This is a genomic window from Oxalicibacterium solurbis (assembly GCF_014635845.1).
Lineage (GTDB): Bacteria > Pseudomonadota > Gammaproteobacteria > Burkholderiales > Burkholderiaceae_D > Oxalicibacterium > Oxalicibacterium solurbis.
Genome location: NZ_BMDP01000004.1, coordinates 122810 through 142916, shown reverse-complemented (window position 1 = coordinate 142916; position 20107 = coordinate 122810). Strand labels below are relative to the sequence as shown.

At 57.4% G+C, this 20107-nt stretch carries 14 protein-coding genes; 5 read left to right on the top strand and 9 right to left on the bottom strand.

Going from position 1 to position 20107, the window contains the following annotated elements; genetic code table 11:
- Positions 1-65: 65 nt before the first annotated feature.
- Genes IEV40_RS13580 through IEV40_RS13565 form a run of 4 tightly spaced genes read left to right on the top strand, consistent with a single transcriptional unit; the run spans position 66 to position 4353 of the window.
- A complete protein-coding gene (locus IEV40_RS13580) occupies positions 66-1103 on the top strand; it encodes an aminoglycoside phosphotransferase family protein (RefSeq protein WP_188422618.1) in 1038 nt (345 codons plus the stop codon).
- A 54-nt stretch (positions 1104-1157) separates the two neighbouring features.
- A complete protein-coding gene (murU, locus tag IEV40_RS13575; RefSeq protein ID WP_188422617.1) occupies positions 1158-1871 on the top strand; it encodes an N-acetylmuramate alpha-1-phosphate uridylyltransferase MurU in 714 nt (237 codons plus the stop codon).
- A complete protein-coding gene (locus IEV40_RS13570; RefSeq protein ID WP_371870061.1) occupies positions 1868-3211 on the top strand; it encodes an aminopeptidase P N-terminal domain-containing protein in 1344 nt (447 codons plus the stop codon). The genes murU and IEV40_RS13570 overlap by 4 nt, the downstream gene beginning before the upstream one ends.
- A 2-nt stretch (positions 3212-3213) precedes the next feature.
- Positions 3214-4353 carry a UbiH/UbiF/VisC/COQ6 family ubiquinone biosynthesis hydroxylase gene (locus IEV40_RS13565; protein WP_188422616.1) on the top strand — a complete coding sequence of 380 codons (1140 nt, stop codon included), beginning with the start codon at positions 3214-3216 and terminating at the stop codon, positions 4351-4353.
- A gap of 128 nt (positions 4354-4481) precedes the next feature.
- Here IEV40_RS13565 and IEV40_RS13560 read toward each other — a convergent pair whose 3' ends face one another.
- The 8 genes from IEV40_RS13560 to oxc all read right to left on the bottom strand — a co-directional run bounded on the left by IEV40_RS13560 (position 4482) and on the right by oxc (position 17414).
- Entirely contained in the window at positions 4482-4814 is a 333-nt protein-coding gene (locus IEV40_RS13560; protein ID WP_229724138.1) for an HAD family hydrolase, read from the bottom strand.
- A gap of 333 nt (positions 4815-5147) precedes the next feature.
- Positions 5148-5990, bottom strand: a complete 843-nt coding sequence (locus IEV40_RS13555; RefSeq protein WP_188422615.1) for a formate dehydrogenase accessory sulfurtransferase FdhD — start codon at positions 5988-5990, stop codon at positions 5148-5150.
- Between the two features lie 177 nt (positions 5991-6167).
- Positions 6168-9011 carry a formate dehydrogenase subunit alpha gene (gene fdhF / locus IEV40_RS13550; protein WP_188422614.1) on the bottom strand — a complete coding sequence of 948 codons (2844 nt, stop codon included), beginning with the start codon at positions 9009-9011 and terminating at the stop codon, positions 6168-6170.
- Positions 9012-9037: 26 nt separating this feature from the next.
- Positions 9038-10741, bottom strand: a complete 1704-nt coding sequence (locus IEV40_RS13545) for an NADH-ubiquinone oxidoreductase-F iron-sulfur binding region domain-containing protein (protein ID WP_188422613.1) — start codon at positions 10739-10741, stop codon at positions 9038-9040.
- A 153-nt stretch (positions 10742-10894) separates the two neighbouring features.
- The gene (locus IEV40_RS13540) at positions 10895-12037 is read right to left on the bottom strand and encodes an ABC transporter substrate-binding protein (protein WP_188422612.1); all 1143 of its coding nucleotides are present in this window, start codon (positions 12035-12037) and stop codon (positions 10895-10897) included.
- A gap of 418 nt (positions 12038-12455) precedes the next feature.
- Positions 12456-13706: a formyl-CoA transferase gene (frc, locus tag IEV40_RS13535; RefSeq protein WP_188422611.1), complete on the bottom strand. Its 1251-nt coding sequence runs from the start codon at positions 13704-13706 to the stop codon at positions 12456-12458.
- A gap of 493 nt (positions 13707-14199) precedes the next feature.
- On the bottom strand, positions 14200-15450 hold the full coding sequence (frc, locus tag IEV40_RS13530) for a formyl-CoA transferase (protein ID WP_188422750.1): 1251 nt from the start codon (positions 15448-15450) through the stop codon (positions 14200-14202).
- 254 nt (positions 15451-15704) lie between these two features.
- Complete coding sequence (oxc, locus tag IEV40_RS13525) at positions 15705-17414, bottom strand: oxalyl-CoA decarboxylase (RefSeq protein WP_188422610.1); 1710 nt, start codon at positions 17412-17414, stop codon at positions 15705-15707.
- Between the two features lie 274 nt (positions 17415-17688).
- Between oxc and IEV40_RS13520 the strand changes: the two genes are divergently transcribed.
- Positions 17689-18297 (top strand): Crp/Fnr family transcriptional regulator, encoded by a 609-nt coding sequence (locus tag IEV40_RS13520; RefSeq protein ID WP_188422609.1) that lies wholly within the window; start codon positions 17689-17691, stop codon positions 18295-18297.
- Positions 18298-18528: 231 nt separating this feature from the next.
- Here IEV40_RS13520 and IEV40_RS13515 read toward each other — a convergent pair whose 3' ends face one another.
- Positions 18529-20058, bottom strand: a complete 1530-nt coding sequence (locus IEV40_RS13515; RefSeq protein ID WP_188422608.1) for a tripartite tricarboxylate transporter permease — start codon at positions 20056-20058, stop codon at positions 18529-18531.
- Positions 20059-20107 lie beyond the last annotated feature (49 nt).

The following is a 20107-nucleotide window of genomic DNA, read 5'->3' as shown; positions in this document are numbered from 1 at the left end:
TTCCGAAATGAATCCCTTATTATATGGGAACTCACCGTCCATAAACCGGATTAGCTTTTCCCCTCATGTCTGCCTCCCCACATCTAGATCACGCCGACGACGTCCGTCTGACCGAACTGCAACACTGGCTTGCCTCGCTGGCGGCCCCGCAACTTGCCGTAACTTCGCTGCGCCCGGCCTCCGCCGATGCGAGCTTTCGCCGCTATTTTCGCGTGGATGGGGCCGATGGCGCCAGCTATATCGCGATGGATGCGCCGCCGCCGCAGGAGGACGTGCGGCCGTTCATCCACGTCGCCGGCGTGCTGGCTGAAACCGGCGTCTCGGTGCCCGGCATCCTGGCGCAGGATGTCGAACGCGGCTTCCTGCTGCTGACCGACCTCGGCTCGACCACCTATCTGCAACTGCTGAATCCCGACAACGCGCACAAGCTGTACATGGATGCCATCGAAGCGCTCGTGCTGATGCAGGCGCGCAGCCAGCCGGACGTGCTGCCCGAATATGATCGGGCGCTGCTGCTGCGCGAACTGAAGCTGTTCCCCGAGTGGTATGTCGGCCGCCACCTCGGCGTGACGATGACGGAAAAACAGACGACTGCACTCGACAAGATATTCGATCTGCTGCTGGCCAACAATCTCGCCCAGCCGCAAGTCTACGTGCATCGCGACTACCATTCGCGCAACCTGATGGTGCTGCCCAAGGGCAATCCAGGCATCCTGGATTTTCAGGACGCGGTCTACGGCCCCATCACCTACGATCTTGTTTCGCTACTGCGCGATGCCTATGTGCAATGGGACGAGGAAATCGTGCTCGACTGGACCATTCGCTACTGGGAGCACGCACGCCGCGCCGGCTTGCCGGTCAACCCGGACATCGATGCCTTCTACCGCGATTTCGAATGGATGGGCCTGCAGCGCCACCTGAAAGTGCTGGGCATCTTCGCCCGCCTGTATCACCGCGACGGCAAGGACGGCTACCTGAAGGACATGCCGCTCGTGATGGAATACACGCGCAAGGTAACCCATCGCTACAAGGAACTGGCGCCACTGGTCAGGCTGCTCGACGAGCTGGAGAACAAGGCACCGCAGGTCGGCTATACGTTCTAAGGCGTCGTGCCTGCACCTCCTCATTCACTTCGCCATCATTTACCGCGACAGAAAATGAAAGCAATGATCTTCGCTGCCGGGCGCGGCGAACGCATGCGCCCGCTGACCGACAGCTGCCCCAAGCCGCTGCTGAAAGTGCGCGGCCGGCCGCTGATCGTCTGGCACATCCTGAATCTGGTGCGCGCCGGCATTACCGACATCGTCATCAACCATGCGCATCTCGGCCACATGATCGAGCAAGCCTTGGGCGACGGCTCGCAATTCGGCGCGCGCCTTTCCTATTCGCCGGAAGGCACGGCGCTGGAAACCGCCGGCGGCATCGCCTTGGCGCGCCATCTGCTGGGAGAAGAACCGTTCGTCGCCCTTGCAGCGGACATCTACTGCCCCCATTTCGATTTCGAGCAGGTCAGGAACGTGCTGGAGGACAACGACGTCTGGGGCAATCCGCATCCGCTCGACCGGCGCGACGTTGCCTGGTTGTACCTGGTGAAGAATCCGGCGCACAATCCCAAAGGGGATTTCGCATTGCACAGCTTTTCCATCGCCAACGAAGGCGAACCGCGTTACACGTTCTCCGGCATCGGCGTCTATCGGCCGTCGATGTTCGATGCCATCGCCGCCGGTGAAACCGCCAAATTGGCGCCGCTGCTGCGCGAATATGCGGCGCGCGGCCAGGTCGGCGGCGAGCTGTATCGGGGCGACTGGACCGACGTCGGCACGCCGGAACGGCTGGAACAACTGAACGCGCCACTGACAGGAAGAACATGATGAACTTCAAGGTTTACGCTGATCGACGCGCAACGCTGCTCAAGCAGATGCAAGCCAAAGGCGGCGGCATCGCCATCATCCCGACCGCGCCCGAAGTCATGCGCAATCGCGATGCCGATTATCCGTACCGCCACGACAGCTATTTCTACTATCTGTCCGGCTTCACCGAACCGGAAGCCGTCATCGTGCTGGTCTGCGGCGAACACGCCAACCAGTCCATCCTGTTCTGCCGCGAAAAGAATCTGGAACGCGAAATCTGGGATGGCTTCCGCTACGGCCCGGATGCTGCCCGCGAAGCATTCGGCTTCGATGCCGCCTATCCGATCGGTGCGCTCGATACCGAACTGCCGAAACTGATGGCCGATGCGCCGGCGCTGTTCTACGCGCTCGGCAGCAGCGAAAAACTCGACGCACAGGTGCAGCGCTGGCTGCAAGGCGTGCGCAATCAGGCGCGTGCCGGCATCTTGCCGCCCGCTTCCGCCTATGACGTGCAGGTGCTGCTGGACGAGATGCGGCTGAAGAAGGATGCGACCGAGATCGACATCATGCAGCGCTCGGCCGACATCGCCGCCGCCGCGCATCGCCGCGCCATGCGCATCGCCCGCCCCGGCTTGCGCGAATATCACCTGGAAGCCGAAATCCTGCACGAATTCCGCAACAACGGTTCGCAGTTCCCCGCCTATGGCTCCATCGTCGCCACCGGCGCCAATGCCTGCGTGCTGCACTACCGCGCCAGCGATGCCGAGCTGAAAGATGGCGATCTGGTTTTGATCGATGCCGGCTGCGAGCTGGACAGCTACGCTTCCGACATCACGCGCACCTTTCCCGCCAACGGCAAGTTCTCGGGACCGCAAAAGGAACTCTACGAAATCGTGCTCGCCGCGCAAACCGCCGCCATCGCCGAAACCGCGCCCGGCAAGCGATTCATGGACGGCCACGACGCTGCCGTCAAGGTCCTGGCGCAAGGCATGCTCGATACCGGCCTGCTCGACAAGAACAAGGTCGGCTCGCTGGACAGCGTCATCGAAACCCGCGCCTACAGCCAGTTCTACATGCACCGCACCGGCCACTGGCTCGGCATGGATGTGCACGACGTCGGCGACTATCGCGACGCCTACCTGAACGGCAACGAACGTCCGTGGCGCACGCTGCAGCCCGGCATGGTGCTGACGGTCGAGCCCGGCATCTACGTGCGTCCGGCGGAAGGCGTGCCCGAGCAATACTGGAATATCGGCATCCGCATCGAGGACGATGCGCTGGTGACGGAAACCGGCGTGCATGTCCTGAGCGCCGCCGCGCCCAAGACCGTGGCCGATATCGAAGCCCTGATGCAGCAGTAGCCATGCGCCTCGATTACGACATCGCGATCTGCGGCGCCGGCCCCGTCGGCCTGGCACTGGCCGCTTCGCTCGTTGAGTACGGCGTGGCGCCGCAGCGCATCGTCGTCATCGATGCCCGCAGTGCCGAACAGGGGGCGCGCGATCCGCGTTCGATCGCGCTGTCTTACGGCAGCCGCCAATTGCTCGAAGCAGTACATGCATGGCCCGCCGGCGCCACACCGATCCACCAGATCCATGTATCGCGCCGCGGCCATTTCGGCCGCACGCTGATCGATCGCGATGACTACACGCTGCCTGCGCTCGGCTACGTCTGCCGCTACGGCGCCATCGTCTCCGCACTGGATACGCAAGTGGCATCACTCGGCATTGCGGCGATTCGCCCCGCTGCCGTAATCGGCATTACGGAAACAACCGATGCGGCAACCGTACACTTCGGTGAACGTGCCGACCTGCATGCGGCCATCGTGATCCAAGCCGAGGGCGGCGTCTTCTCCGATCAAACCCGCAAGGCGCTGCATCGCGACTACGACCAGACAGCCATCGTTTCGCATGTCACGGTCAGCGCGCCGATCGCACATCGCGCTTTCGAACGTTTCACTGATGAAGGTCCACTCGCCCTGCTGCCGCAGAATGACGGCTATGCGCTGGTCTGGTGTGCCCGTCCGCAAACGACAGCACGCCTGCTGGCGCTGGACGACCGCCATTTCCTGGCAGAACTGGGGCAGGCCTTCGGTACGCGCCTCGGCACGTTCGCAACTTGCACCCCGCGTCATGCCTTCCCGCTCGGATTGAATGCCCATGCGCCTTCCACCGCGCGCACGATCGCGATCGGCAATGCCGCACAAACGCTGCATCCGGTCGCGGGGCAGGGACTCAATTTGGGATTGCGCGATGCTGTCACGCTGGCACGCGCGCTGTCGCAACAGGCACAACCTGCCGCGTTGCAGGAATTCGCTCGACAACGCCAGCCGGACCGCCACCTCACCATTCATCTGACAGATCTGATGGCGCGCGTTTTCGCCAACGCACCGGCAGGCAGTCTGTCGCAAACATTGCTGGGCTTGTCGCTGGGTCTGGTGGATGGCATCCGGCCTGCAAAGCAACTGCTGGCCGAACAGATGATGTTCGGAAGACGCGCCTGAGTTCAGCGCCGCTGAAATAAAAAATCCGCCCATGAGGCGGATTTTTTATCGTTGAAGCGATGCATGGAGCGCAGTCAAACTACGCCTTACTGCATGAGAATTAAACGGCAAGAAGAACGGATCAGGTGTCAGGTACCGACTTCGGCACGCTGGAATTCTGCCCAGTCCACCTGTGCCGCCATCCGCGAACCGCCATCTGTCATAGTCTCGAAGCAGCGTTCCTTCGCCGACTGAATCGCATCGATCAGGAAGTCGGCATCGTAAGCCTTCAACAGATGCGACTGATGCGTTTCCATGTACTTCTTGATGCGGTCACGCTCGCAATCCAGGCTTTGCAGGCCGTGGAAGGTTTCATCATCCCAATGCCAGCTCAAACCCAGCTCGTAGAAAGCCGCGTTATACGCAGCGAGATGGCAGGCAACAGCGTCACGAATCGGGCATTGCTCAAGTGCGGTCATCATTGCACTCTCCTTCAGAATTAGGATGTCGTCTTGCGGAACCAGTCCGCAATGCATGGTTTTGCAGACTTCAAGTGCATCCTAGGCCCATTCTGATATTACGGATAGTTAAAGTATTTAATAAGAACCATAATCCATGGCAAATGATTTGCAAATAATAATTCCACCAAAGAAAGAGAAAATCCCTTTAATTACAGCTACTTATGACGAACACATCAGGCAAATCGATACAAGCCGCCACAATTTTCCCGGCTATCGCAACAACAATGACCGCACAAGGTGTCGGTAATTTGCATCACTTTGCCCCTCTGCCACACCTGATCGGAAAAAAACGGGTCAGGAAACGATGTCGCCTGCCGGAGCGATGTCGTCGAACACGATGCGATCTGCACCGCTTAACAATAGAAAGTGGCGTCCGCTACAGCGTGCAAACAGCGACATCTTCAATCGCTCCGCCACCATGTGCCCCATTTGCGTCGCTCCCGAACGCGAGAGCAGGAAAGGAATGCCCATCTGCGCGCCTTTCATGACCATCTCGGAAGTCAGTCGACCGGTCGTATAGAAAACCTTGTCATCGCCGCGCATGCCGTCATACCACATCCTGCCGGCAATCGCATCGACGGCATTGTGGCGGCCGACATCCTCGGCAAAGTGAATCAATTCGCCTTCGCCTGAAAACAGTGCGCAGCCGTGCACGGAGCCTGCCTGCTTGTATACGGAGCGATGCGTTCGCACGGTTTCGATAATCCGGTACAACGTCGATTGTTTCAGGCGCGCATCCGCCGGCAGCGTAATGGCGTCGACCGCATCCATCCATCCGCCGAACACGGTTCCCTCGCCACTGCCGGTCGTCACGGTACGTTCAGCCGTACGTTCTTCGATATCGGCAATGCCGTTGCGCGTCACCACCACCGCCGCTTCCACATCCCAGTCCACCTGGACCGACAGGATGTCTTCGATGTTCGCGATCAGGCGCTGGTTGCGCAAATAGCCCAGCGTCAGCGCTTCAGGCGCGCCGCCCAATGTCATCAGCGTCACCAGCTCACGTTTATCGACATAGATCGTCAACGGCTGTTCTGCAGGAATGGCGATCGTCGAGGCACGCCCCCGCTCATCCATGACTTCGACGTCATGCGTCAGTTTACGGACAGCGTTGGACAGGATAGGACGAGCATTCATAGGCTAAAAATAGGCCAAGAAGGGAAGTATCTGCAGGCGCAGGCATGCGCTGCGCGCACGCCATGCTATCCCAGAATGAAACAACCGGCACTGGCCGCATGAGCCAGTGCCGGTTGTCGATTACTGCAACTGCCTCGATTGCCTTTTGACTGCCCTTATAAGCCAGTCTGCAGTCGATCAGTTTGCTGCAGCCATACCGTTGGTCAGATTGGTCAACGCCTGACCGCCGCCGTAGCTGGATTGCACCGGAGGCGTACCACCCAGAGTAATGCGGATTGCGCAGTACTTGAATTCCGGAATCTTGCCGAACGGATCCAGCGCAGCATTCGTCAGACGGTTGATCGCTGCCTCGTAGTAGCAGAACGGCACAAAGACTGCGCCACGCGGCGAGCTGTCGTCGGCACGTGCATACAAGGAAACCTGGCCGCGACGCGATTCCAGCGTGATCAGATCGCCCGGCTTGCCGCCCATCGCCACCAGATCCAGCGGATGGATCAGCGCGATCGGATCAGGCTCGATCGAATCCAGCACCGTCGCACGGCGCGTCATGCTGCCGGTATGCCAGTGTTCCAGCTGGCGGCCGGTGATCAGCACCATCGGGTAATCGGTATCCGGACGTTCGTTTGCCGGAATGATATCGGCAGGGACGAAGCGCGCACGGCCCGTCTCGCGCGGGAAGCTGTCGACAAACACGACCGGTTCGCCCGGATCGCCTTCCTTCTCGCACGGATAGACAACCGCGTCTTCACGCTCCAGACGATCCCACGTGATACCGGCAATGCTCGGCATCGTGTGTCGCATCTCGTCGAACACTTCCGACACATGCTTGTAGTTCCAGTCGCAACCCAGACGCTGGCCCATCTGCTGGATGATCCACAGATCTTGCTTCGCGTCGCCCGGCGGATTCACTGCCTGGCGACCCATCTGCACGATACGGTCGGTGTTGGTGAACGTACCGGTCTTTTCCGGGAACGCGCTGGCCGGCAGAATGACGTCTGCAAGGTAAGCCGTCTCGGTCAGGAAGATGTCCTGCACGACGAGATGATCCAGCGTCGCCAATGCTTCACGTGCATGGTTCGCATCCGGATCCGACATCGCCGGGTTTTCACCCTGCACGTACAGACCGCGGATCTTGCCGTCGGTGATCGCATGCATGATTTCGACCACGGTCAAACCCGGATTCGGATCGAGCTGCTCGACCGGCATCTTCCATGCCTTCGCAAAGTTTGCACGCACCTTCTCGTCGGTGACCGGCTGGTAATCCGGGTACACCATCGGGATCAGACCGGCATCGGAAGCGCCCTGCACGTTGTTCTGGCCGCGCAGCGGATGCAGGCCGGTGCCCGGACGACCGATCTGGCCGGTCATCAGCGCCAGCGCGATCAGGCAGCGTGCATTGTCGGTGCCGTGCACGTGCTGCGAAACGCCCATGCCCCACAGGATGATCGAAGCTTTCGACGTTGCGTACAGACGCGCGACATAACGCAGCGTCTCTGCATCGATGCCGCAGATCGGCGCCATCAGTTCAGGCGTGTAGCCTTCGACGTTCTTGCGCAGTTCTTCGTAGCCGATCGTACGGCTTTCGATGAAATCCTTGTCGACCAGATTTTCGGTGACGATGACGTTCATCATCGCATTCAGCATGGCGACGTCGGTGTCGGCCTTGAACTGCATGAAGCGATGTGCGATACGCGACATTTCCGAACGACGTGGATCGCAGACGATCAGCTTGGAACCGTTGCGTACTGCATTCTTGATCCAGGTTGCGGCAACCGGGTGGTTGACGGTCGGGTTTGCACCGATGACGACGATCACTTCTGCCTTCGTCACGTCCATCACCGGATTCGACACGGCGCCGGAACCGATACCTTCCAGCAGTGCAACGACCGACGATGCATGACACAGGCGTGTACAGTGGTCGACGTTGTTGCTGCCGAAACCGGTACGCACCAGCTTCTGGAACAGATACGCTTCTTCGTTGGAGCCTTTGGCCGAACCGAAACCGGCCAATGCCTTCTTGCCGTGCGTGTCGCGGATTTCCACGAACTTGCCGGCAGCGGCAGCCAGTGCTTCTTCCCAGGTCGCTTCACGGAAAACTTCCATCACGCGATCCGGGTCCATTTCGAAATCGCCTTTTTTCGGCGCGTCGGCACGACGGATCAGCGGCTTGGTCAGACGATGCGGGTGATGAGCGTAGTCGAAACCGTAGCGGCCCTTGACGCACAGGCGTGCATGGTTGGCCGGGCCATCGCGACCCTCGACGTACAGAATCTTGTTGTCCTTGACGTTGTAGGTCAGCTGGCAACCGACGCCGCAATACGGGCAGACGGAATCGACCTGCTTGTCCGGCACATTCAGGCCGACATCGCGCGCCGGCATCAGTGCGCCGGTCGGGCATGCCTGCACGCATTCGCCGCAGGCGACGCAGGTCGATGCGCCCATAGGATCGTCCATGTCGAACACGATCTTCGCGTGGTCGCCACGGAAGGCCAGGCCGATGACGTCGTTGACTTGCTCATCACGGCAGGCGCGCAGGCAACGCGTGCACTGGATGCAGGCGTCGAGATTGACACTCATTGCAGGGTGCGAAAAATCCGGTGCAACTTTTTCGCGCGGCGCGAAGCGCGGCTTGCCGACCTTCATCTTGGCAGCCCATTCGTCCACTTCGTTGTGGCGCGTGTAATCCGCTTCCGGCATGTCCGACGACAGCAGTTCCAGCACCATCTTCTGTGCGGCCACTGCGCGATCGCTTTCGGTGTTGACCTTCATGCCATTGGCCGGATTGCGGCAGCACGACGGTGCCAGCACGCGTTCGCCGTTGATTTCGACGACGCAGGCGCGGCAGTTGCCTGCCGTGTCCATGCCTTCCTTGTAGCAGAGGTGCGGAACCTCGATGCCTTCGCGCTTGGCGATCTCCAGGATCGTGTCGGTCGCGCGGCCGGTCACTTCGCGGCCGTTCAATTCGAAGGTTACGGTCGGCACATCCAGTTGTGCCATTTCGTTTCGGGTAATTGCGTTCATTTCAGTTCACCTTATTCCGTAGCAGCTCAAGCCAACTCATGCGGGAAATACTTGACGACACAGTCGACCGGATTCGGCGCAGCCTGGCCCAGGCCGCAGATCGATGCATCGCGCATGACTTGCGACAACTCTTCCAGCAGGCCCGTATCCCACTTTTCTTTCTTGATCAGATCCGACGCCTTGGCAGTGCCAACGCGGCACGGTGTGCACTGGCCGCAGGATTCGTGCTTGAAAAAGTCCATCATGTTGCGTGCTGCCTGCACCGCGGTATCTTTATCGGACAACACGATCACCGCAGCCGAACCGATGAAGCATCCATACGGTTGCAGCGTGTCGAAATCCAGCGGAATGTCGTTCATCGTCGCCGGCAGAATGCCGCCCGATGCACCACCCGGCAGATAGCCGTAGAACTTGTGACCATCGGCCATGCCGCCGCAGAATTCGTCGATCAGTTCCTGGATCGAAACGCCAGCAGGTGCCAGCTTGACGCCCGGGTTCTTCACGCGACCGGACACCGAATACGAACGCAGGCCCTTGCGGCCGTTACGGCCATGCGAGGTAAACCATTCGCCGCCTTTTTCCAGGATTTCACGCACCCAGTACAGCGTTTCGAAGTTGTGTTCCAGCGTCGGACGGCCGAACAGGCCAACTTGTGCCACATACGGCGGACGCAGACGCGGCATGCCGCGCTTGCCTTCGATCGATTCGATCATCGCGGACTCTTCGCCGCAGATGTAGGCGCCGGCGCCGCGGCGCAGATGAATTTCCGGCATGTTAGGAATCGGCGGATGCGCTTTCAGCTTGGCCAGTTCGGCTTCCAGCATCGTGCGGCAACCATGGTATTCGTCACGCAGGTAAATATAGATGGTCTGAATGTCGACAGCCCATGCAGCGATCAGCATGCCTTCGAGGAAGCGATGCGGGTCGCGTTCGAGATAGACGCGATCCTTGAACGTACCTGGCTCGCCTTCGTCGATGTTGACCGCCATCAGGCGCGGGCCCTTTTCGTTGCGCACAATGCGCCATTTGCGACCAGACGGGAAACCTGCACCGCCAAGGCCACGCAGACCGGAATCTTCCATCGTCTTCAGCACGGATTCGACATCGCGCTCGCCGCTGATACATTTCTTCACCAGCTCGTAGCCACCGGTTTTCTGGTATTCGACGAAATCGACGATCTCGTCTGCAGGTTGCGTCAACTGGTTGTTGCCGACAGCCGCTTCCACTGCTTCGGTCGTCGCATGGATGATCGGATTTTGATGAACAACGGCAACCGGAGCCTGCTCGCAGCGGCCGACGCAAGGTGCCGCGATCACGCGCACTTCCTTGCCGAGAATCTTCGGCAGCTTGGCCAGCAGATCTTTCGCGCCGGCCATTTCGCACGACAGGCCATCACAGACGCGTACGGTCAGTGCTTGCGGTGCAGTATCACCTTCCTTGACGATATCGAAGTGATGATAGAAGCTCGCGACTTCATAAACCTCGGTCTGCGCCAAGCGCATTTCCTTGGCCAGTGCTGCCAGATGCGCGGAAGAGAGATGGCCGAACTTGTCCTGGATCTTGTGCAGATGCTCGATCAGCAAATCAGGCTGGCGCGATTCCTCGCCCAGCAATGCCTGCACTTCCTCCAGAGCGACCGGATCTACCCGACGTCCTTTCGGCGCTTGCCGCTTCCGCTCTTTCGTGTTGACGACTTCCTGCACTGCAATTGGAATGACTTTGTGGTTCATGATTGTTCCTAAATCAGCGTACAAACTTGGAAGATAGCGACCTTCCAAATACCGGTTTCATGCCTTGCTTCAACCCGTCGAACGATGGCCCGAAAGCCATCGTTCTCATTCTTCGCCATCTACGTTTGTGCGCCGATTCAGTTCAATCACGGCTCACCGTATATAGCGACCATCCTTGCCTATCAATGTCAGTTCGACATAGTTACCGCCCGTGTGATCCTTGCTGCTGTAGCTGAGCGATACACCGCCCATGTCCACTCGTTGCATCGTTTCCAGTGCATGCACCAGATTCTCACGCGTCAGATTGCGTCCCGTTCGACGCAATCCTTCCACCATGACCTTGGCCGACAGAAAACCTTCCATCCCCGCATAGGAGACTGTTGCCCCCGATGCCTTGGCCGCAGCCTGAAATTCCTGCCCCAGCACTGTCGTCGACAAATTCGGCGGCGGCGTAATCTGCGACACGATCACGCCTGCTGCGTCCGCGCCCAAATCCCGAATGAAATCCTGCGACGAATTGTTCGACAGCGTCATGATCTGCATCCTGCCGCCGCGCGCCCGGATTGCCTTGATCACGTCCACTGTGTTCGCTCCCGAACTGACGATGATCAATGCGTCCGGCGCCTCGCCCACCAGCTTCTGCGCCACTGCATCGACGTCGGGCTTCAATCGCGGAAAGATTTCGATAAAGGCCGGCGTCAGCTTGTATTCCGCCATGCCCTTGTTGAAACCGTTCACGCCATCCAGCCCCAGCGCGTCGTCCTTCTCATACGTCAACAGCCCGATATGCTTCATACCGAGCGTGTTGAAGTGTTCGATGGCTTTCACCACTTCGTCCTGATACTTCGCCCGGACGTTGAACACCAATCTGTTGACCGGCACATGCAGGCTCTCAGCCCCCGTGCTTGGTGCGATCAACGGCACCTTCCGTGCTTCCAGTTCCGGCAGGATCGCCAGCGTCTGCGGCGTTCCTCGACTCTGGAACAATGCAAAGACCTTGTCCTTCTCTATCAGGGCCTTTGCATTGGCCGCTGCTCTTTCCGGCAAATACTGATCGTCCAGCGTCCGAAGCTCGATCTTGCGACCGTTGACGCCCCCTTGCTTGTTGACGATTGCCAGATAGGCGCGCGCGCCCTCATTCATTTCCTTGACGGTTCCCGCCACCGTACCGGTCACGCCGATCGTTTGACCGATCAGAATCGTGGAATCCGTTACGCCATCCTCGGCGACCGCCACCTGCAACACGCCGGCAAACATCGCCAGCACCGATATAGCCCGCAAAACCGCTTTGCTCATCAGTTTCTCCCCTTTTGAAGCCACATATATGCTTTTTTTTGCATATCTTTAGCCTTTTCGGGTGCGCGTATCTTATCGATGACGCTACCCGCACACATTGACCAAGGTCAATTTTCACACATGATCTCGTGTGCATATATGGATTCAAGACTCAAAGATACGCTAAAAATTCCGCTTCTGCACGCATCCACCACCAAAAAGAATGATTCTCATTTGCGACATGTATGGCTGTTATTCCGGTACGGAATTTCGCCTGAAAAATTCACGCTTTTCTCACATCGTCGCATACGCATCCACATTGGCTATAAATAGCCAATGCACATCCATTTCGAATCAACTTATATAGTGCGCTTGTAGCCCCATAAACAAAAAAGCCTCTCCATTGGAGAGGCTTTTATCATGCACAGCACATACTGCCTTACGAGATCACACCCTCGCTGCGCAGATCGGCGATATCCGCGCTGGAATATCCCAGTTGCGACAGCACTTCTTCATTATGCTCGCCCAGCAGCGGCGAACGCGTTACTTCAGTCGGGCTGTCGGACAGTTTGATCGGGTTGCCGACAGTCAGATATTTGCCGCGCACCGGGTGATCGACTTCCACGATCGTGCCAGTGTCACGCAGTGACTGCTCTTCGGCGATTTCTTTCATCGACAGAATCGGACCGCAAGGAATATCAAACTCGTTGAGGATATCCATCACCTCGAACTTGGTCTTGGTCTTGGTCCATTCCTCGACCGTCGCGAAGATGCTCTTCAGATGCGGCAGACGGGTAGCCGGCGTTGCGTATTCGGGATCGGCCAACCATTCTTCCTTGCCGATCACCTTGCAAATCGCTTCCCACACCGGTGCTTGCGCGATGAAGTAGATGTAGGCGTTCGGATCGGTTTCCCAACCCTTGCACTTCAGCACGGAACCTGGCTGACCACCGCCGGATGCGTTTCCGGCACGCGGAACAGCTTCACCGAACGGGGTATCCGGGTATTGCGGATATTCCTTCATCACGCCAGTACGATCCAGGCGCTGCTGGTCGCGCAACTTGACGCGGCACAGATTCAGCACAGCATCCTGCATCGCAGCCAGCACGCGTTGGCCACGGCCGGTGGTTTGACGCTGGATCAATGCAGCCATGATACCCAGCGCGAGGTGCATGCCGGTACCGGTATCGCCGATCTGCGCGCCAGTCACCAGTGGAGGGCCGTCGTCGAAACCGGTGGTCGATGCAGCACCGCCCGCGCATTGCGCGACGTTTTCATACACTTTGCAGTTTTCGTAAGGACCAGGACCAAAACCCTTGACCGATGCCATGATCATTTTCGGGTTCAATTCCTGAATGCGTTCCCAGCTGAAGCCCATGCGATCCAGTGCACCTGGCGCGAAGTTTTCAACCAGAACGTCGCATTCCTTGATCAGTTTTTCCAGAACAGCCTTGCCCTTCTGGTTTTTGGTGTTCAGCGTGATCGAGCGCTTGTTGCCGTTCAACATCGTGAAATACAGGCTGTCCGCTTCCGGAATGTCACGCAATTGGCTGCGCGTCACGTCGCCTTCGCCAGCGCGCTCGACCTTGATCACGTCAGCGCCAAACCATGCCAGCAACTGGGTGCAAGCAGGGCCGGATTGCACGTGTGTGAAATCCAGGATGCGGTAACCGCTTAGTGCCTTACTCATCAAACTACTCCTTGTACAAAAAACGCGAGCAGATTCGCTATCCGCTCGCGCCGTGAGCGTCTGCTCATGACCGTCAAATATCCATTTCGAAGCGCGCCGAATACCTTCCCGCTCGCTCGACCGTGCGCTTGCGCGCGTCCTTTTATAGTGCGCGTATCATAGCGATCCGTCTGCGCCGGCATCATTGATCCCGGTCAATTTCATCGCTGATACCACGCTGCGCCGCCCCGCTTTTGACAGGATTTTGTGGCCTTCTCCCACTTTGCCTTGCCTACCGATCGCGCGTGATCAAAGCCGGGGACGAAACCCGTTATGCTACCGTTAAACCGCTTTCCTGCCTACCCGCTGCATCGCTCTTTTCCGCCATAGCGAGTTGGCAAAGCGCCGAAATTCGACAAAATCGGGACAACCTCTCGCTTCCAAGCGAATACATCGACTGAAAATAAAAAAGGCGCCTTTCGGCGCCTTTTTTCAGTATTGGTTGTTAAACCAATTAAACTGCTTTTGCAGCGTGCATTTCAGCGATCTGCTCTTTGGTGTAACCCAGTTGAGCCAGAACTTCGTCGGTGTGCTCACCGAGCAGTGGCGACGCCTTGATTTCTGGTTTCAGGTCGGAGAATTTGATCGGGGAACCGACGGTCAGGTACTTGCCGCGTTTCGGGTGATCGACTTCGACGATGGAACCGCTGTCACGCAGCGATTTGTCTTCAGCGATTTCCTTCATGGACAGAACCGGTGCGCATGGGATGTCGAACTTGCGCAGGTAATCCACCGCTTCAAACTTGGTTTTGTCCTTGAGCCATTCTTCGATCGTTGCGAAAATGTCGAAGATCTTGTCTTGACGTGCATCCGGCGTGTTGTACGCTGGATCTTCAATCCATTCTTCCTTGCCCAGCGCCTTGCAGATCGGTGGCCATGCGTGATCTTGAACGGTGAAGTAGATGTAGGCGTTCGGATCGGTTTCCCAGCCCTTGCACTTGAGCACCCAGCCCGGTTGACCGCCACCGCCGGCGTTACCACCACGTGGGACGACATCGGTGAATTTGCCGTGCGGATATTGCGGGTATTCTTTCAGGAAGCCCAATTTGTCCAGACGCTGTTGATCGCGCAGCTTGACGCGGCACAGGTTCAAGACGGCATCTTGCATCGAAACGGCGACCTTCTGGCCCTTACCGCTTTTCTGACGGCTCATCAGCGCGGTCAGGATACCGATTGCCAGGTGCATACCGGTATTGGAGTCACCCAGAGCAGCTGCCGAAACGGTCGGAGGACCATCCCAGAAACCGGTCGTCGAAGCAGCGCCACCAGCGCATTGTGCAACGTTTTCGTAGACTTTCAGGTCTTCGTAGTGGTGACCTTCGGAGAAGCCCTTGACCGATGCCATGATCATGCCAGGGTTCAATTCCTGAATACGTGCCCACGAGAAGCCCATACGATCCAGAGCGCCCGGACCGAAGTTCTCGACCATGACGTCGGATTCCTTGATCAGCTTTTCCAGAACTTCCTTGCCTTGCGGAGTCTTGGTATCAAGCGTCAGCGAGCGCTTGTTGCTGTTCAGCATCGTGAAGTACAGTGCATCAGCATCTGGAACATCGCGCAACTGGTTACGGGTAACGTCGCCGGAACCTGGGCGCTCGACTTTGATGACATCCGCGCCAAACCACGCCAGCAGCTGGGTACATGCAGGACCAGCTTGCACGTGGGTAAAGTCGATGATCTTGATCCCTTCTAGTGGCTTGCTCATTGATGAATTCCTTTTCAATCGTTTAACTTATTACTGAAGCAGTTGTAATGCGGTTCTGCCCAGATAAAAAACTCCACCTTGCGGTGGAATATTTGCCAGCTGTTTAGCCTGTCTATTGTATATCCAATATCCGATCAGCGCCTGCTCTCGGCCGTGGCTGAAATACTTGCTGTTTTTTCATTCCGTCATCTTCATTTCGAAGATGACGGAATTGATCGGAACAGGCACGGGCGCAATTTGCGCCCGCTTGGCGATTACTTCTTGCCGATCGTGCTGACAATGTTCAGATTGCCGATACGGCCCGATTCGACACCTGCTGCCGGATCGATGATTGCATCGATGATCGTCGTTTTGCCCGATTTGATCGAATCTTCCAGCGCCTTGGCCAGTTCTTCCGGCGTGGTCACACGAACGCCTTCGCCACCCAGCGATTTGCTGAACAGGTCGTAACGGGTGTTCGGGTTGAACAGCATGCACGAGAACTGGTGGTTCGGGCTGGCTTCGTCACCGCGGTAGATACCGCCGTTGTTCATGATGACAACAGTAACCGGCAGGTTGTAACGGGTCAGCGTTTCGTATTCCATGCCGCTGAAACCGAATGCGGAGTCGCCGCACACTGCCACGACCGGCTTGCCCGATTCAACAGCAGCTGCAACAGCCGAACCCATACCGACGCCCATGACGCCCCAGGTACCGGTATCGACACGCTTACGCGGCTGGTATTGATCGATGACCATACGCGCATTGTCCAGCGCGTTCGCGCCTTCGTTGACCAAGATGCTGTCCGGGTAGTTCTTCAGCACGTCACGGATTGCGCCCAGCGAGTTGTGGTAGTTCATGACCGGGGTAGCGGTCGACAGTTTGGATGCCAGTTTGGCACGGGTGCCCGAAGCTTTCTCGGCCACAGCGTTCATCCATTCGGTCGGCTTGGCCATGCCCTTCAGGCCAGCGCGCAGTGCGTTGACGCAGGACTGGACGTCGCCAACCAGCGGTGCGTGGATCTGCACGTTGCTGTCGATTTCGTTTGCCTGGATGTCGATCTGGATGAATTTCTTCGGATTGCCCCAGGTTTTGCCTTTACCGTGCGACAGCAGCCAGTTCAGACGTGCACCGATCAGAACGACAACGTCGGATTCTTGCAGGACCATCGAACGCGCGGCAGCGCCGCATTGCGGGTGCGTATCGGAGATCAGGCCTTTTGCCATCGACATCGGCGTGAACGGGATACCGGTTTCTTCGACCAGTGCCTTGATATCGTCGTCGCATTGAGCGTAAGCAGCACCTTTGCCCAGCAGGATCAACGGCTTCTTCGCGCCCTTGATCAGGTCGACAGCGCGTTTGACTGCGTCTGGACCAGGGATTTGTGCCGGAGCCGGATCAACCGGAACCCACAGCGAGTTCTTGCCTTCTTCTGCAGGCATCGTGGTGCTGAACAGACGAGCCGGGATGTCCAGATAGACACCGCCCGGACGACCGGACAATGCGGTACGGATTGCACGAACGACTGCAACGCCGATATCTTCAACACGGTTGATACGGAAGGAAGCCTTGCAGTGCGGACGAGCGATGTTCAACTGATCCATTTCTTCGTAGTCGCCTTGCTGCAGGTCGACGATTTCACGCTCGGACGAACCCGAGATCAGGATCATCGGGAAGCAGTTCGTCGTGGCATTTGCCAGTGCGGTCAGGCCGTTCAGGAAGCCAGGCGCCGAAACAGTAACGCAGATACCAGGCTTCTTGGTCAGGTAACCGGCAACCGACGCGGCGTAGCCAGCGTTCTGTTCGTTGCGGAAGCTGTAGAAGTTGTTGCCGCGGGCTTGCCACATGCGACCAACTTCGGTCACCGGAATACCGAGCAGACCGTAAATGTTCTTGATGCCGTTCATTTCCAGCGCATCCATCAGCAGATGGAAGCCATCAGTCAGCTCGACGTCGGCTGCTGTTGCTTGAATGTCGTTTTTCATAATGATGTTCTCTTCGTTGATTGCGAATTAGGCTGAGCCAAGCTCAACACCTGCCGTTGAAAAACCGTGCTTTCACGGTTGTTTCGTTACTTGAAAGGCATCTCTAAAAATCCAAAGCGGACTTTTAGAGATACCCTTTAAACGTGCTCTATACGCATCGTTAACCAAGTGGGGGTATCATATCGATCTGCCTGCGCATCTATCATTGACCCCGGTCAATTTTCATCGCATGATTCACTCCCCGTGCAGCCCCTAATTCTGCTTCTTGCCGCCAATGCCGACTGTCGACAGCCATCCCGAAAAAAACGTGATCCGCGTTCAACTAAGGCAGAATCTGGGCTTAAAGGACATAACGGATAGCGAATGGGCGGAACTGGAACCGCATCTCGTCATCGTTGATTGCCCCAAGGGCGACTTCCTGTTGCATCAAGGTGTACATGAAATGGAGCAATATTTCATCCTTGACGGCATTCTCAAACGGGTTGTTACCAATCAGCAAGCCAAGGAAATGATTTTGCGCTTCGCCGATGAGCGCAACATGGAAACCAGTTACGCCGCCTGGCGTCTTAAAACTCCTACGCCCTACAGCATCATCTGCGTCACGAAGGCACGTGTCGCAAAATTGCCACTCCAGCAATGGATTGCATTCATGGACAAGCATGAGCATGTCAAACATGCTTTCGAATATGACGTCATGCAAGTCATGAGCGACATCATGGCGCATACCATTACCCTGCACCTGCTGGACGCCCCAGGACGCGTACAGCGCTTCTTGCGCAAACATCCGGAGTTGTTCGACCGGATCCCCAAGAAGGAGCTGGCCTCCTACCTCAATCTGTCACCCGAAACGCTCAGCAGACTGAAGCATCAGGGAAAAATCTAGCCTTGGCAAATGCGAATATTTCATTCGCGACGTGAATATTTCGCTATCGGATTCTTTTGGCTTTAATGGCAAAAAGCCAGCATTCTCGCGAACCTCCATACAAGCATTAGTGCATCGTTATAGATGTCGCAACCCCTGTGCCATCTTTCAGTACGACAGCATTGTCTTTCGTGAAATAAAAAAATCCCGCAAGGCAAACCTTGCGGGATTTTTTATAACGACTGCAGCCGTTTATTCTGCTTCGCGATGCGCCGCAAATTCGTCCTCTTTCGGTGGACGGATCTTTGCGATGATCTTCGAGATCAGCGGCCAGAACAGCATGATCAATGCCAGCGTGGTAATGCTGCCGACCAGACCATTCGAGAACATGATCATCACGTCGCCTTGCGACGACAGCATTGCCTGACGGAACGAGTCTTCTGCATTACGACCCAGAACCAGCGCCAGAACCAGCGGTGCGAGCGGATAGTCGAGCTTCTTGAACAGATAGCCAACGATACCAAAGATCAGCATCAGCCAGGTATCGAACATTGCATTGCCGACCGTGTACGCGCCGATACCGCAAATCACGATAATGACCGGAGCGATGATCGAGAACGGAATACGCAGGATCGATGCAAACAGCGGAACGGTGGTCAACACAACCAGCAGGCCAACCAGGTTACCCAGGTACATACTGGCGATCAGGCCCCACACGAAGTCGTGCTGCTCGACGAACAGCAACGGACCAGGTTGCAGGCCCCAGATCAGCAGACCACCCAACAGAACAGCTGCCGTCGGCGAACCTGGGATACCGAGTGCCAGCATTGGCAGCAGTGCCGAAGTACCCGCAGCGTGCGCAGCGGTTTCCGGTGCGACCACGCCTTCGATTTCACCCTTGCCGAAGTTTGCACCGTTCTTGCCCATCTTCTTGGCCAGGCCATAGGACATGAACGAAGCCGGCGTTGCACCACCCGGGGTAATACCCATCCAGATACCGACAGCCGCACTACGCAGCGACGTGACCCAGAACTGCGGCAGGCGTTTCCAGGTCTGGAACACAACCGCTGGGTTGATCTTCGCGTTTTTACCGGAGAATGCCAGGCCTTCTTCCATCGACAACAGGATTTCGCCGATACCGAACAAGCCGATAACTGCGATCAGGAAGTCGAAACCGCGCATGAACTCTTCGAAGCCGAAGGTCAGACGCAATTGACCCGTCACCGTATCCAGACCGACGCATGCCAGGGCAAAGCCCAGTGCCATCGAACCCAGAATCTTCATCGGCGAACCTTTACCCATGCCGACAAAGCTGCAGAACGTCAACAGGTAAACCGAGAAGAATTCAGGCGCACCGAATTCGAGTGCAAAGCTCGCAACCAGCGGCGCCAGGAAGGTGATCATGATGACCGCCAGGAATGCACCAACGAAAGACGACGTAAATGCGGTAGTCAGTGCGGCTCCAGCCTCACCCTTCTGCGCCATCGGATACCCGTCGAATGTCGTCGCAACCGACCACGGCTCGCCCGGAATATTGAAAAGCACGGAAGTGATTGCACCACCGAACAACGCACCCCAGTAAAGGCACGACAACATGATGATTGCCGAAGTCGGTGACATCGAGAACGTCAACGGCAACAGAATGGCAACACCGTTTGCGCCACCCAGACCCGGCAGAACACCGACCAGAACACCCAACGTAATGCCGACAATCATCAGCAAAAAGTTGGCCGGGGTCATTAGTACTGCGAACCCGTGAAATAGTGAATTAAGTTCATCCATTTTGACTAAAACTCCTTGAATTCCTTCTGACTAAACAGCCACCTCGACC

Excerpts from the sequence above, each read along its gene's own strand:
- IEV40_RS13580 (WP_188422618.1), top strand. The coding sequence starts at position 66 with ATGTCTGCCTCCCCACATCTAGATCACGCCGACGACGTCCGTCTGACC.
- murU (WP_188422617.1), top strand. The coding sequence starts at position 1,158 with ATGAAAGCAATGATCTTCGCTGCCGGGCGCGGCGAACGCATGCGCCCG.
- IEV40_RS13570 (WP_371870061.1), top strand. The coding sequence starts at position 1,868 with ATGATGAACTTCAAGGTTTACGCTGATCGACGCGCAACGCTGCTCAAG.
- IEV40_RS13565 (WP_188422616.1), top strand. The coding sequence starts at position 3,214 with ATGCGCCTCGATTACGACATCGCGATCTGCGGCGCCGGCCCCGTCGGC.
- IEV40_RS13560 (WP_229724138.1), bottom strand. The coding sequence starts at position 4,814 with ATGATGACCGCACTTGAGCAATGCCCGATTCGTGACGCTGTTGCCTGC.
- IEV40_RS13555 (WP_188422615.1), bottom strand. The coding sequence starts at position 5,990 with ATGAATGCTCGTCCTATCCTGTCCAACGCTGTCCGTAAACTGACGCAT.
- fdhF (WP_188422614.1), bottom strand. The coding sequence starts at position 9,011 with ATGAACGCAATTACCCGAAACGAAATGGCACAACTGGATGTGCCGACC.
- IEV40_RS13545 (WP_188422613.1), bottom strand. The coding sequence starts at position 10,741 with ATGAACCACAAAGTCATTCCAATTGCAGTGCAGGAAGTCGTCAACACG.
- IEV40_RS13540 (WP_188422612.1), bottom strand. The coding sequence starts at position 12,037 with ATGAGCAAAGCGGTTTTGCGGGCTATATCGGTGCTGGCGATGTTTGCC.
- frc (WP_188422611.1), bottom strand. The coding sequence starts at position 13,706 with ATGAGTAAGGCACTAAGCGGTTACCGCATCCTGGATTTCACACACGTG.
- frc (WP_188422750.1), bottom strand. The coding sequence starts at position 15,450 with ATGAGCAAGCCACTAGAAGGGATCAAGATCATCGACTTTACCCACGTG.
- oxc (WP_188422610.1), bottom strand. The coding sequence starts at position 17,414 with ATGAAAAACGACATTCAAGCAACAGCAGCCGACGTCGAGCTGACTGAT.
- IEV40_RS13520 (WP_188422609.1), top strand. The coding sequence starts at position 17,689 with ATGCCGACTGTCGACAGCCATCCCGAAAAAAACGTGATCCGCGTTCAA.
- IEV40_RS13515 (WP_188422608.1), bottom strand. The coding sequence starts at position 20,058 with ATGGATGAACTTAATTCACTATTTCACGGGTTCGCAGTACTAATGACC.